Here is a 13,200-nt window from a genome sequence, read left to right as displayed (position 1 = left end):
AAGACGCGGCGTCTCGTCAGGGTGGCTCAGGGTGTCGCGGGCGGCGGCGTGCCCGCCCCCGGCAGCCGTACCGTCGCCACCGTGCCCCCGCCGTCCGCGGGCCCGAGCGTGACCTCGCCGCCCGCCTGCCGGACCGTGCGCGCCACGATGGACAGGCCGAGCCCGGAGCCGGGCAGGCCCCGGGCCGCCGGGGAGCGCCAGAACCGGTCGAAGACGTGCGGGAGTTCGTCTGCGGGAATGCCGGGCCCGTGATCCCGAACCGTCAACGCCCCGCCCTTCAGGCCGACTTCGACGGCCGTGCCCGCCGGGCCGAACTTGACGGCATTGTCGAGGACGTTCACGATCGCCCGCTCCAGGGCGGCGGGCTCCCCCCGTACGTACCAGGGGTGCAGGTCGGCGTCGAAGGTCAGCTCCGGACCACGCAGCCGGGCCCGCTCCAGGGCCGCGCCCACGATCTCGTGCAGCGCGACCACCTGCACCTTGCCGCCGGACTGGGCCGCGTCCGGCCGGGACAGCTCCTGCAAGTCACCGATCAGGGAGGCCAGTTCGGTCATCTGGGCCTTGACGGAGGCGAGCAGCGCCCGGCGGTCGTCGGGCGGGATGGCGCGCCCGGTCTCGTCGCTGCGGGCGAGGAGTTCGATGTTGGTCCGCAGCGAGGTCAGCGGCGTACGCAGCTCGTGCCCCGCGTCCGCGATGAGCTGCTGCTGGAGGTCGCGCGACGAGGCCAGGGCGGAGGTCATCGCGTTGAAGGACCGGGAGAGCCGGGCGATCTCGTCGTCGCTGTCGTCGTCGGTGGGCAGCCGCAGGTTCAGGTCCTCGGTGCGGGCGACGTGCTCGACGGCGGCGGTGAGCTCGTCGACGGGGCGCAGCCCGGTGCGGGCCACCCAGAGGCCGGCGGCACCGGCGCCGAGGACGCCCACGCCGGCGACGGCGGAGAGGACGAGGACGAGGTTGCTGAGGGTGTCCTGGACCTCGCTGAGGGGGCGGGCGACGGAGACGGCGTAGGAGGAGCCCGGCAAGGGGTAGGTGAAGACGCGGTACTCGTCGCCGTTGGCCGCGGTCGCGTCGTGGAAGGACTCGTCGATCTCGCGCCGCGCGACCGACGTGTCCGACTCCTTGAGCTTGATCTCCTGCTTGCCGAGGATGATGCAGCTGCCGCCCGTCTGGTCGACCACCTGGACGGTCTGCTTGTACAGATCGGGCCGGTCGCTGCCCGAGATGACCGAGTGCCGGCACCGACCGGTGCTGTCGACCTGGCTGTTGACGAAGTCGTAGGGCACATTCGTGTCACGCAGCGCGTCGTCCAACGAGCTCACCAGCACGTTCCGTACGACGAACCAGCACGCCACGGCCGCGGCCGCGACGGCGACGGCGACGGCCGTGGCGACGAGCAGGGCGAGCCGGGAGCGCAGCGGCAGCGCCCGGAAGCGGCGGACGACGCGGTTCACGCGCCGCCGCCGGAGCCCGCGGCGTCGGCGCGCAACACGTACCCCACCCCCCGCACCGTGTGCACGAGGCGCGGCTCGCCACCCGCCTCCGTCTTGCGGCGCAGATACATCACGTACACGTCGAGGGAGTTGGAGGACGGCTCGAAGTCGAAGCCCCACACGGACTTCAGGATCTGCTCACGGGTCAGGACCTGGCGCGGATGCGCGAGGAACATCTCGAGCAGCGTGAACTCGGTGCGGGTCAGCTCGACCGTGCGCGCCCCGCGGGTCACCTCGCGCGTCGCCAGGTCCATGCGCAGGTCGGCGAAGGCCAGCGTGTCGTCCTCCGTGGCCTGGCCGGCCGTCGCCGCGTAGGAGCTGCGGCGCAGCAGGGCGCGGATGCGGGCGAAGAGTTCGTCCAGCTCGAAGGGCTTGACCAGGTAGTCGTCCGCGCCCGCGTCCAGGCCCGTGACGCGGTCGCCGACCGTGTCGCGCGCGGTCAGCATCAGGATCGGCGTGGTCGATCCCGTGGCGCGGAGCCTGCGGGCGGCGGTGAGGCCGTCCATGCGGGGCATCTGGATGTCGAGTACGACCAGGTCGGGGCGGTAGGCCGCGGCCTTCTCCAAAGCGTCGGCGCCGTCCACGGCGACCTCTGTGCCGTAGCCCTCGAACGCGAGGCTGCGCTGGAGCGCCTCGCGTACGGCGGGCTCGTCGTCCACGATCAGGATGCGCGGGTCGCCTTCGGCGGGATTCATGGGGTGTCGTCGGCCTTCTGGTGCGGGGTGGGCGGGGTGGTTCTCAGCGTCGCATGGGCGGGGGGCGGGTGCCGCTGCGCGGGGCTCTCCCCAGTCCCGCCCCTTCCCGTAGCCCCTCCGGCGATTGAGGAGCGGGGTCTGGGGCGGAGCCCCCGGGCTTCACCCACTCGCCCCCGCCCGCAGCTTCCCCAAATCCCCCTTGACCGTATTGATCGGGATGGCGAAGCCGAGCCCCACGCTCCCGGAGCCGGACGACCCCGCCGCGGCCTCCGAACTCGGCGAGTACATCGCGGAGTTGATCCCGATGATGTTCCCGTCCATGTCGATGAGCGCACCCCCGGAGTTCCCGGGATTGAGCGAGGCGTCCGTCTGCAACGCCTTGTACGTGGTCTTCGAGGACCCGGTGTCACCGTTGAACTGCTCCCCGCCGAACTCGAACGGCCACCCGCCGCCGGGCCCCTGCTGCCCGTCACCACCCTGCCCCTGCCCCTGCCCGGGATCCGCGGACACGGTCACGTCCCGGTCGAGCGCGGAGACGATGCCGCTGGTGACGGTGCCGGTGAGCCCCTCGGGCGAGCCGATGGCGACGACCTCCTGGCCGACCTGGACGTCGTCGGAGTCGCCGAGGCTCGCGGCCTTCAGCCCGGACGCGTCCTCCAGCTTGATCAGCGCGAGATCCTTCTTGCTGTCCGTGCCGACGGTCTTGGCCTGGTACGTCTTGCCGTCGCTGGTCTGGACGGTGATCTCGGAGGCACCCGAGACGACGTGGTTGTTGGTGACGATCTCACCGTCGGAGGTGATGATCACGCCGGAGCCGGTGGACTTGCCCGCGCCCCCGGTGGCCTTGATCTCCACGATGCTCGGGGACACCGCGGAGGCCACACCGGCGACGGTGCCCTTGCTGCCGGTGGAGACACTGGTCCCGTTCACGTTCTTCGCGCCGCCGCTGCGGGCGTCGTCGCCGGTCAGCGTCTGCACGGCGTACGCGGTGCCGCCACCGACGGCCGCGGCGGCGAGAGCGACGGCGGCGAGCAGCGCCACGGGGCCGCGGGCGCGGCGGCCCGAGCGGTGCGGCGGGCCGGGCACCGGCTGGAAGGCACCGGCTGGAAGGCGGGCGGGGGCGGGTACTCGCCGTGCTGGTACTCGCCGTGCTGGCGGAAGGGTTCTGTCATGCCTACGATCGTGGGCTCCGCAGATGAGAGCCCCCTGAGGACGCCCTGAGAACCCCGACAGAAGCCTGTTTGCCCGAAATAAAGACGACCGCGGATCACGCCCGGCCCGGGCCGGGACCCGTCAGAGAGCAGCCGCGGCCGCAGGCCCGCACCCGCACGACTGCCGCACCACCAGCCGCGAGGGAAACACCCGCAACCGCTCCCGCCGCGACCCGGCCACCCGGAGCCCGTCGTCCAGGACCAGGTCGACGGCCGCGCGCGCCATCGCGGGGCGGTCGGAGGCGACCGTGGTGAGGGGCGGGTCCGTCAGACCCGCCTCCTTGACGTCGTCGAAGCCGGCCACGGCCAGCTCCCCGGGCACGTCGATGCGCAGCTCCCGCGCGGCCCGCAGCACGCCGATGGCCTGGTCGTCCGTGGAGCAGAAGATCGCCGTCGGGCGGTCGGGCCCGGCGAGGAAGTCCAGCGCCAGCTGGTAGGCGTCGTAGCGGTTGTAGGGCGCCTCGAAGAGGCGGCCCTCGGTCGGGATGCCGGCCTCGCGCATGGCGCGCCGCCAGCCCTCGACGTGGTCGGAGACGGGGTCGCCGACGGTCGGGGTCTCGGCCGTGCCGCCGACGCAGGCGACGTACGCGTGGCCGTGTTCGAGCAGGTGCCGGGTGGCGAGCTGGGCGCCGCCCACGTCGTCGGTGACGACGGCGACGTCGTCGATGCCCTCGGGCCGCTCGTGCAGGAGCACCACGCGCGCGTCCCACGCGTCGATCTCGGCGGCCGCCTGGTCGGACAGGCCGTGGCTGACGAGGATCAGGCCGGAGACCCGCATGCCGAGGAAGGCGCGGAGGTAGTGGGTCTCCCGCTCCTCGACGTAGTCCGCGTTGCCGACCAGGACCATCTTTCCGCGCTCGACGGCCGCCTGTTCGACCGCGTGCGTCATCTCCGCGAAGAACGGCTGGCGCGCGTCCGGCACGATCATGCCTATGAGGTCCGTGCGCCGGGAAGCCATGGCCTGGGCGACCCGGTCCGGGCGGTACCCCAGCTCCTTGATCGCGGCGAGTACGCGCTCGCGCGTGGCCGGGGCGACCGGCCGGGGTCCGTTGTTGATGACATAGCTCACGACCGCGGTCGAAGTACCCGCCAGTCGCGCCACATCGTCCCGCGTCACCTTGGCCACGCGCGCAGTCTACGCGGATGGAGTCAGCCCTGAGCAGGCCGTGCGGCGGCTTCCTTCGCCCGTGCCGCGGCGGCTTCCTCCGCCCGTGCCGCGGCGGGCCCCGGCGCCCGCTCGTCCGCGGGCTTCGGCGTCGCCGCCTTGGCGCTCTCGCCGTCGGCGCCCCGGTCGACCTTTTCCGGGACGACGAAGCGATAGCCCACGTTCCGTACGGTCCCGATCAGCGACTCGTGCTCGACGCCGAGCTTGGCCCGCAGCCGCCGTACGTGCACGTCGACCGTCCGCGTACCGCCGAAGTAGTCGTAGCCCCACACCTCCTGGAGCAGCTGGGCGCGGGTGAAGACCCGGCCAGGGTGCTGCGCCAGGTACTTGATCAGCTCGAACTCCTTGAAGGTCAGGTCCAGGACCCGGCCCTTCAGCTTCGCGCTGTACGTCGCCTCGTCCACGGAGAGGTCGCCGTTGCGGATCTCCATGGGGGAGTCGTCGGCGGTGATCTGCTGGCGGCCCATGGCCAGGCGCAGGCGGGCCTCGACCTCGGCGGGCCCGGCGGTGTCCAGGAGGACGTCGTCGATGCCCCAGTCCGCGGTGACGGCGGCGAGGCCGCCCTCGGTCACCACGAGCACCAGCGGGCAGCCGGGGCCGGTGGAGCGGAGGAGCTGGCAGAGGCTGCGGACCTGCGGGAGGTCGCGCCGCCCGTCGATCAGGATGACGTCGGCACCGGGGGTGTCGACGAGCGCCGGGCCTTCGGCGGGGGCCACCCGCACGTTGTGAAGGAGCAGGCCGAGGGCGGGAAGCACCTCCGTCGACGGCTGGAGGGCGTTGGTCAGGAGCAGCAGAGAACTCATCGCGTCCCACCTGCCTGGGTCGTCGGCTGGTTCTTCTGACTGTCGTGCACGTTTCGCTCGCCCATTACGTCGGTTCCTCCTCGGTCCCTGCGAGGACGTATGCGGCACTGCTTCGTACTCTTTGTACTGGTGGTACACCTCCCGCGCCCTGGGTGGTGACCGTCCGCGCCGTTCTTGAGGGTTCGTTTACGGGGCCTTGGTACGGCTCCGCGCACGAGGCGCCCTGAAAGCACGAAAGGACCCGGGGGCTTCGCTGCCCGGATCCTCTGCGCAGCAGAATAGCCCACATGAGTTCCGGTCCGGCAGGTCAAACGGCGCGATCTTCTGTGCGGCCGATCACTCGCGTTCAACGGGGCGCAACGCTGCGTACAACGCTCCGTACCTCCGACGGGGTGGCCATCGAAGCCGCGTACGACCCCGGGCCCGGCCCGGTCGGCGGGCCCGCGATCGTGCTGGCGCACGGCTTCTCGGGGGATCTGCGGCGGCCCCACGTGCGCCGGGCCGCGGGGGTCTTCGCGCAGCGCGCGGCCGTGATCACGTTCTCCTTCCGGGGGCACGGGGGATCCGGCGGGCACTCCACGGTGGGCGACCGGGAGGTGCTCGACCTCGCCGCGGCGGTGGAGTGGGCGCGCTCGCTCGGGCACACGCGCGTGGCGACGGTCGGGTTCTCCATGGGCGGCTCCGTGGTGCTGCGGCACGCGGCGCTGCACGGGGGGCGCACGGAAGCGCGGGTCGACGCCGTCGTCGCGGTCAGCGCACCGGCCCGCTGGTTCTACCGGGGTACGGCGCCGATGCGGCGGCTGCACTGGGTGGTGACGCGGCGGGCGGGGCGCCTGGTCGGGCGGCTCGGCCTGCGGACCCGGATCCACCCGCACGAGTGGGACCCCGTCCCGCCCTCGCCGACGGAGTCCGTACCGCTCATCGCCCCGACCCCGCTGCTCATCGTGCACGGCGACCGGGACCCGTACTTCCCCGTCGACCATCCCCGGATGCTGGCCGCCGCCGCGGGTGATTCGGCCGAGCTGTGGCTGGAACCCGGCATGGGGCACGCCGAGCACGCGGCGGACGACGCGCTGCTCGGGCGGATCGCGACGTGGGTCACGGCATCATGGACGTCGGCAACCGCCGAGTGACCTGAGCGAAAGGAGGGGGCACGCATGGCAACCGGGACCATTCGGTACTGGGCCGCCGCCAAGGCTGCCGCGGGTGTCGCCGAGGAGGCGTACGCCGAGGCCACGCTGGCCGAGGCGCTCAGCGCCGCCCGCGCGCGACACCCCGGAGAACTGGACCGCGTGCTGCGGCGCTGCTCGTTCCTCATCGACGGTGACCCCGTGGGGACCCGCGCCCATGAGACCGTACGGCTTGCCGAGGGCGGCACGGTCGAGGTGCTCCCGCCGTTCGCAGGAGGATGACCCGTACGCGATGAGCAACGAACCGTACGACCCTTATCAGCAGCATCAGCATCAGCCGTATCCACAGCCGCAGCCGCAGGCCGACGAGTCCTGGGGGTACCAGGACCCGTACGCCGCGCAGCAGTACGCCACCCAGCAGTGGGAGGGGCAGACCTGGGACACCCAGGTGCATGCGGCTTCGCCGGTGGCGGACGTGACCGAGACGGCGTATCTGCCTCCGCAGTCCTACGCGGAGCCTCCGCCGGGGTACCAGGGGTACCAAGGGGCGGACCACCCCGGCGCGTACTACCAGGCACCCGGGGGAGCGGCGGAGCAGCCGCCCACCCAGGGGACGCCACCTCCGGCCGGGAGGCACCGCGCGGCCCCGGCCCCGGCAGAACCCACCCCCGAACCCGCCCCCACCTACGGCCCCGCCACCGTCACCGGTAACCCCCGGGTCACCGACGCGCAGCGGGCGCGGGCCGAAGGGCGGTCGCCGATCATAGAGCCGGGGATGCAGCCCGCCCTGCTCACCGCGGTGCTCGGGCTGCTGCTCGCGGGGGCTGCCGCCGCCGGGCAGTACGCGCTGCTCGTACCGCTGGTGATCCTTCAGGGCGTGACGGCCGCGGGATGGTTCCGGCTGAACGGGATGTGGCCCGCCCGGCAGGGCATCGCGCTCGCGTTCCTGGGCGGTGTCGCCGCCGACGTCGCGCTCCTTGCCACCGGCGAGGGCAACGCCCCGGCCGCGATCCTCGGCACGCTCGGCGTCTGGGTGCTGCTCGTGCTCGTCCTGCAGCTGCGCAGCCGGGCCGGCGCGGACGAGCGGATGTCCGGTCTGATGGCCACCCTCGCCTCCAGCGCGCTCGCGATCATCGCGGCCGGGCACCTGGCCGCCGCGCACGAGGCCGTCACCGTCGGCGGCGTCGCCGTCGCCGTGACCGTGCTGGCCCGCGCGCTGCCGCTGCCGACGCCCGCGTCGGTGGTCGTGGCGCTGCTCGCGGCGGCGGGCGCGGGTGTCGCGGTCGGCGGCGCCACCGACTTTGGCAGCAAGGGCGCGCTGCTCGGGCTGGCGGCGGGCGTGTGTGCCGTGATCGGGCACCGGGTCGCCTCGTACGACTACCCGTCGCGGTTCGTGCACTTCACGGCCGGTGTCGCGCTGCCGCTGGCGGCCGCCGCGCCCGCCGTGTACCTGCTGGGGCGTGCCCTCGGCTGAATCCGGGCGGCGCCGAAACGCGCCGCAACGTCACATTCGATCTACAGGTCCCCGGCCGGGCACGTCGGCCGGGGACCTGTCCTTTAGGCTCGCGGCAACGGACAACCGAGGCGGGGGACGGGGAACAGCAGGCATGAGCAAACGCGCGATACGCATACTTCTGATCGTCGTGGTGATCCTGGGGGGCCTCTTCGTGGCGGCCGACCGGTTCGCGGTGAACTTCGCGGAGAACGAGGCGGCCGAGAAGATCAAGACCCAGGAGGGGCTCAGCAGCACCCCCGACGTCTCCATCAAGGGCTTCCCGTTCCTGACCCAGGCCCTCGGCGGCAAGCTCGACGACGTCGAGATCGGCATCAAGGACTACGACGCCAAGTCCGACGGCGACACCATCCGCGTCGCCGACCTCAGCGCCACCATGCACGGCGTCGACTTCTCCAGCGACTACAGCTCCGCCACCGCCGACACGGCCGCGGGCGTCGCCCGGATCTCCTACGACGAGCTCCTGAAGGCCGCCAAGGCCGAGCCGGTGAAGCTGCCGCTCGGCGCCACCGGCAAGGTGGTCGGCCTCTCCGACGGCGGCGACGGCAAGGTCAAGGTCGAGGTCGAGGTGAGCAAGGGCGGCACGAAGCTCCCCAAGCCCGTGCACGTACTCAGCACGATGACCGTCGAGGGCGACTCGATCCGGGTGCACGCCGACACGATCCCGAAGAACCTCGAAGTGCTCGGCGTGACGATCCCGCTGCCCGAGGGCCTGGTCCGTGACGTCACCGACTTCGAGGAGAAGATCACCGACCTGCCCGGCGGCATCAAGCTCGACACCGTGCAGGCGGCGCCGGACGGCGTGGACGTGGCCGTGAAGGGCGAGAACGTGGACCTGGTGTCCTGACCCCGAACCGATAGTTGTCCGTAGTACGAGACGCGGGCGTCCGTCCCTCAGATGGTGGGCGGGCGCCCGCGGTGCGTGCGCAGCCCGGAGGCCCCCGCGCGGCGGCCTGAAATCACCTACGTGATCACATCCTGGACGAAATCGTCTCAGCATCCGACACGGCGGTGACACGGCCGCCCCACCGTCCCTACGATCGGACGCATGCATCGACAGGCGGACCTCACGAAGCGGCGGGCAGTGGACCTGTGCCGCGTCGCCGCCATGCTCTGTCGCACCTTCTGAGCGGGAGCCTCAACTCCCGTATTCCCCCGGCCCGTTGACCGTCCCAGGTCACCATCAGGGCCCCCGTGCCGTATGCCGGTGCCTCCCCGCGTACCCATACGCGCACCGCGAGTACCCGCACCGCCCCGCCGCAACTGCCCCGGAGGAGAACAGCATGAGCCGCAGCGACGTCCTGGTAGACGCCGACTGGGTCGAGGCCCACATCGACGACCCGAAGGTCGTCATCGTCGAGGTCGACGAAGACACGTCCGCGTACGACAAGAACCACATCAAGAACGCGATCCGGATCGACTGGACCAAGGACCTCCAGGACCCGGTCCGCCGCGACTTCATCGACCAGGAGGGCTTCGAGAAGCTCCTCTCCGGCAAGGGCATCGCGAACGACTCCACCGTGGTCCTCTACGGCGGCAACAACAACTGGTTCGCCTCCTACGCCTTCTGGTACTTCAAGCTCTACGGCCACCAGGACGTCAAGCTCCTCGACGGCGGCCGCAAGAAGTGGGAGCTGGACTCCCGCGACCTGGTCGACGGCGCGCAGGTGCCCCAGCGCGCTGCCACCGACTACAAGGCCAAGCCGCAGGACACCTCGATCCGCGCCTTCCGCGACGACGTCGTCAAGGCCATCGGCGCGCAGAACCTGGTCGACGTGCGCTCGCCCGACGAGTTCTCCGGCAAGCTCCTCGCCCCGGCGCACCTGCCGCAGGAGCAGTCGCAGCGCCCCGGCCACGTGCCGAGCGCCCGCAACATCCCGTGGTCGAAGAACGCCAACGACGACGGCACCTTCAAGTCGGACGACGAGCTCAAGGCGCTGTACGCCGACGAGCAGGTCGATCTCGCCAAGGACACCATCGCGTACTGCCGCATCGGTGAGCGTTCCGCCCTGACCTGGTTCGTCCTGCACGAGCTGCTCGGGGTCGAGAACGTCAAGAACTACGACGGCTCCTGGACCGAGTACGGCTCCCTGGTGGGCGTGCCGATCGAGCTCGGCGCCAACAAGTAGCCCGACCGACCTTCTCCCTCCCTCCCCTCCTCCTCTCCCTCCCTTTCCCCTAGGAGTACGCATGTGTGGAGCCAAGGCCGGCGGCCCGGACGCTTCGACGATCAAGCCCGGTGAGACCACGATCCAGGGCCAGGTGACCCGCGACGGCGAGCCCGTCACCGGTTACGTGCGCCTGCTCGACTCGACCGGCGAGTTCACCGCGGAGGTCCCGACCTCCGCCACGGGCCAGTTCCGCTTCTACGCGGCCGAGGGCACGTGGACCGTCCGGGCCCTGGTCCCCGGCGGCTCGGCGGACCGCACGGTCGTCGCCCGGACGGGCGGGCTCGCGGAGGTCGCGATCGCCGTCTGAGCAGACAGGCCGTAGGGCCCGCAGCCAGGCCGGAGGGCCGCACCCCAGGGGGTTGGACGCCACGGGGTGCGGCCCTCGGTCGTGCTATCTGCGGCGTTTGCCGTCGAGCTCGTCCCACCACTCGTCGGACTTCGGGTCACCCGAGGGGTCGTCCCACCAGCGGTCCTCCGGACCGCGCCGGTTCGCGACCATGGCGGCCACCGGCGGGATCAGCATCGCCACGACGCACATCCCGACCGCGACCGGAATCGACCACAGCCGCACGACTCCCCAGGCCAGGACGAACAGGGCCAGACACGCGCCCATCATGGTGAAGTACACATGGCGCCGTCGTGCGTACATACGTCCAGCGTACGGCCGACCTCACAGAGAGGGGCAGGGCCCGCACGGCTAGAGTGGGACGCGGCTCTGTACCGCCCTACTTACCGCTCACCAAGGAGCTTCCGTGCTTGAGGCATTCTTCTCCGCCCTCCTTGTCCTGGTCTGCGTCGGCGTCCTCGCCTTCGCGGGTCTGACCGTGAAGAAGCTGTACCAGGGCCAGCGCTGACCGCACCCCCCACCGAGAGACTCCTGAGCACCCCATGATCGAGATCCCGTCCGACCTGCACCGCGACCTCGTCCCCCTCGCCTGGCTCCTGGGCAACTGGGCCGGCGCGGGCGTCACCGACTTCCCCGGCTCCGCGAAGGCGAATTTCGGCCAGGAAGTGTCCTTCACGCACGACGGCCGGGACTTCCTCGAGTACCACTCGCGCACCTGGGTGCTCGACGCCGAGGGCACCAAGGTGGAGCCGCTGGAGTCCGAGTCCGGCTTCTGGCGCATCGACAAGGACCGCAAGGTCGAGACCGTCATGGTCCGCCAGGACGGCGTCGTCGAGGTCTGGTACGGCGAGCTGGCCGACCAGAAGCCGCAGATCGACCTGGCCACGGACGCCGTGGCCCGCACCGCGGCCTCTGGCCCGTACACCGGCGGAAAGCGCCTGTACGGGTACGTGAAGGGCGACCTGATGTGGGTCGGCGAGAAGCAGACGCCCGAGGTGCCGCTGCGGCCGTACATGTCCGCGCAGCTCAAGAAGGTCGTCTCGCCCGAGGACGTCGCCGAGATGGCACGGAACCTGGGCGACCTGCCGGACGACGGCATCGCCTTCTTCAAGTAGGTCCGGACCGGCGCGGGCGGCGTGGGCCTAGACTTCGGGGTGTGGTGAGCACCGACTCGGACTGGAAGAGCGACCTGCGCCGGCGCGGGTATCGCCTCACGCCGCAGCGCCAGCTTGTCCTGGAGGCCGTGGACACCCTCGAGCACGCGACCCCCGACGACATCCTCTGCGAGGTCCGCAGGACGGCGTCGGGGATCAACATCTCCACGGTCTACCGGACCCTGGAGCTCCTGGAGGAGCTGGGCCTGGTCAGCCATGCCCACCTCGGGCACGGCGCCCCCACGTACCACCTCGCGGACCGCCACCACCACATCCACCTGGTGTGCCGGGACTGCACGAACGTCATCGAGGCCGATCTCGGCGTGGCCGCGGAGTTCACCGCGAAGCTGCGCGGGATGTTCGGCTTCGACACCGACATGAAGCACTTCGCGATCTTCGGTCGCTGCGAGAAATGCGCCGGTGGGGCGGGCGAGGAATAGCCCGCTGGGCGGGTGAGGAATAAGCGCCGCGCACTCCGGGTCGTAGTCTTTGTGAACATGAAGAGCCCCTTGCTGTCGCTGCCCGGCGCCGTCCCCGCAGAGGGCGTGGACGAAGGCGTCGCCGCCCACTACGGCGATCTGTTCCGCGAGCAGCGTGCCCTCGCGGAGGGAACCGGATTCGTCGACCTCTCGCACCGCGGCGTCGTCACCGTCTCCGGCGCCGACCGTCTGACCTGGCTGCATCTCCTCCTCACCCAGCACGTCAGCGACCTCCCGGCGGGCCGGGCCACGGAGTCCCTGATCCTCTCCGCGAACGGGCACATCGAGCACGCCCTGTACCTCGTCGACGACGGCGAGACGATGTGGGCGCACGTGGAGCCCGGCACGCAGGACGCGCTCATCGCGTACCTGGAGAGCATGAAGTTCTTCTACCGCGTCGAAGTCGCCGACCGCACCGCCGAGTTCGCCGTGGTGCATCTGCCCGCGGGCTCCATCGCGCCCGTCCCGGAGGGCGCCGCCGTGCGCGAGACGGCGCACGGCCGCGACGTCTTCCTGCCCCGCGCGGATCTTCCTTCGTACGCCGATGAGCACGGGCCCGCCGCCGGGCTCCTCGCCTACGAGGCCCTGCGCGTCGAGCACCGCCGGCCCCGGCTCGCCTTCGAGACCGACCACCGCACCATCCCGCACGAGCTGGGCTGGATCGGCACCGCCGTCCACCTCCAGAAGGGCTGCTACCGCGGTCAGGAGACCGTCGCCCGCGTGCAGAACCTCGGCAAGCCGCCGCGGCGCCTGGTCTTTCTGCACCTGGACGGCAGCGAGGTGCACCTGCCGGTGCACGGCACGCCCCTCCACCTCGCCTCGGACGGGCCCGAGGGCCGCAAGCTCGGCTTCATCACCACGTCCGTACGCCACCACGAGCTGGGGCCGATCGCCCTCGCCCTCATCAAGCGCAACGTTCCGCTGGACGCGGAGTTGCTCGCCGGCACGACGGCGGCCGCCCAGGAGGTCGTGGTCGAGCCGTAGCGCCTCCACCTCCCGGCCGGGGTGGCCGCCGATCGCGCTGCGCGCTCGTCCTCAATCGCCGG

16 protein-coding genes are annotated in these 13,200 nt (G+C 71.6%); 10 read left to right on the top strand and 6 right to left on the bottom strand.

Annotated features, from left to right (window positions below; translation table 11 throughout):
• Positions 1–26: 26 nt before the first annotated feature.
• The 5 genes from STRAU_RS33190 to STRAU_RS33170 all read right to left on the bottom strand — a co-directional run bounded on the left by STRAU_RS33190 (position 27) and on the right by STRAU_RS33170 (position 5,361).
• The gene (locus tag STRAU_RS33190) at positions 27–1,448 is read right to left on the bottom strand and encodes a sensor histidine kinase (RefSeq protein ID WP_016644796.1); all 1,422 of its coding nucleotides are present in this window, start codon (positions 1,446–1,448) and stop codon (positions 27–29) included.
• The gene (locus tag STRAU_RS33185; protein ID WP_016644794.1) at positions 1,445–2,182 is read right to left on the bottom strand and encodes a response regulator transcription factor; all 738 of its coding nucleotides are present in this window, start codon (positions 2,180–2,182) and stop codon (positions 1,445–1,447) included. The genes STRAU_RS33190 and STRAU_RS33185 overlap by 4 nt, the downstream gene beginning before the upstream one ends.
• A gap of 159 nt (positions 2,183–2,341) precedes the next feature.
• Positions 2,342–3,268, bottom strand: a complete 927-nt coding sequence (locus STRAU_RS44555) for a S1C family serine protease (protein ID WP_158692187.1) — start codon at positions 3,266–3,268, stop codon at positions 2,342–2,344.
• Between the two features lie 207 nt (positions 3,269–3,475).
• Positions 3,476–4,519: a LacI family DNA-binding transcriptional regulator gene (locus STRAU_RS33175; protein ID WP_016644792.1), complete on the bottom strand. Its 1,044-nt coding sequence runs from the start codon at positions 4,517–4,519 to the stop codon at positions 3,476–3,478.
• Positions 4,520–4,542: 23 nt separating this feature from the next.
• Positions 4,543–5,361, bottom strand: a complete 819-nt coding sequence (locus STRAU_RS33170; protein WP_016644791.1) for a response regulator transcription factor — start codon at positions 5,359–5,361, stop codon at positions 4,543–4,545.
• 287 nt (positions 5,362–5,648) lie between these two features.
• On the opposite strand from STRAU_RS33170, the gene STRAU_RS33165 reads away from it, so the two are divergent.
• From STRAU_RS33165 to STRAU_RS33140, 7 genes are all read left to right on the top strand, one after another.
• Positions 5,649–6,494, top strand: a complete 846-nt coding sequence (locus STRAU_RS33165; protein WP_078621689.1) for an alpha/beta hydrolase family protein — start codon at positions 5,649–5,651, stop codon at positions 6,492–6,494.
• Positions 6,495–6,518: 24 nt separating this feature from the next.
• Positions 6,519–6,773: a MoaD/ThiS family protein gene (locus STRAU_RS33160; protein WP_016644788.1), complete on the top strand. Its 255-nt coding sequence runs from the start codon at positions 6,519–6,521 to the stop codon at positions 6,771–6,773.
• A 10-nt stretch (positions 6,774–6,783) separates the two neighbouring features.
• Positions 6,784–7,965, top strand: a complete 1,182-nt coding sequence (locus STRAU_RS33155) for a hypothetical protein (protein WP_016644789.1) — start codon at positions 6,784–6,786, stop codon at positions 7,963–7,965.
• A 133-nt stretch (positions 7,966–8,098) separates the two neighbouring features.
• Positions 8,099–8,851, top strand: a complete 753-nt coding sequence (locus STRAU_RS33150) for an LmeA family phospholipid-binding protein (protein ID WP_016644787.1) — start codon at positions 8,099–8,101, stop codon at positions 8,849–8,851.
• Between the two features lie 201 nt (positions 8,852–9,052).
• Positions 9,053–9,133, top strand: a complete 81-nt coding sequence (locus tag STRAU_RS44800) for a putative leader peptide (RefSeq protein WP_350893136.1) — start codon at positions 9,053–9,055, stop codon at positions 9,131–9,133.
• Between the two features lie 154 nt (positions 9,134–9,287).
• Entirely contained in the window at positions 9,288–10,133 is an 846-nt protein-coding gene (locus STRAU_RS33145) for a sulfurtransferase (protein WP_016644786.1), read from the top strand.
• A gap of 61 nt (positions 10,134–10,194) precedes the next feature.
• Positions 10,195–10,482, top strand: coding sequence for a DUF1416 domain-containing protein (locus tag STRAU_RS33140; RefSeq protein WP_016644785.1), 288 nt, complete (start codon positions 10,195–10,197; stop codon positions 10,480–10,482).
• Between the two features lie 84 nt (positions 10,483–10,566).
• On the opposite strand, the gene STRAU_RS33135 is transcribed toward STRAU_RS33140, so the two are convergent.
• Positions 10,567–10,824: a DUF3099 domain-containing protein gene (locus tag STRAU_RS33135; protein WP_016644784.1), complete on the bottom strand. Its 258-nt coding sequence runs from the start codon at positions 10,822–10,824 to the stop codon at positions 10,567–10,569.
• A 239-nt stretch (positions 10,825–11,063) separates the two neighbouring features.
• Here STRAU_RS33135 and STRAU_RS33125 point away from each other — a divergent pair, with 239 nt between their 5' ends.
• The 3 genes from STRAU_RS33125 to ygfZ are packed head-to-tail and all read left to right on the top strand — an operon-like array spanning position 11,064 to position 13,138.
• Positions 11,064–11,636 (top strand): heme-binding beta-barrel domain-containing protein, encoded by a 573-nt coding sequence (locus tag STRAU_RS33125; RefSeq protein WP_016644782.1) that lies wholly within the window; start codon positions 11,064–11,066, stop codon positions 11,634–11,636.
• A gap of 41 nt (positions 11,637–11,677) precedes the next feature.
• Positions 11,678–12,115: a Fur family transcriptional regulator gene (locus tag STRAU_RS33120; RefSeq protein ID WP_016644781.1), complete on the top strand. Its 438-nt coding sequence runs from the start codon at positions 11,678–11,680 to the stop codon at positions 12,113–12,115.
• Positions 12,116–12,172: 57 nt separating this feature from the next.
• On the top strand, positions 12,173–13,138 hold the full coding sequence (ygfZ, locus tag STRAU_RS33115; RefSeq protein ID WP_037663565.1) for a CAF17-like 4Fe-4S cluster assembly/insertion protein YgfZ: 966 nt from the start codon (positions 12,173–12,175) through the stop codon (positions 13,136–13,138).
• Positions 13,139–13,200 lie beyond the last annotated feature (62 nt).

The sequence above is a fragment of the Streptomyces aurantiacus JA 4570 genome (genome assembly GCF_000414115.1).
GTDB lineage: Bacteria > Actinomycetota > Actinomycetes > Streptomycetales > Streptomycetaceae > Streptomyces > Streptomyces aurantiacus_A.
The sequence above is the reverse complement of the archived record's forward strand: the minus strand, read 5'-3'. Positions and strand labels throughout refer to the sequence as shown.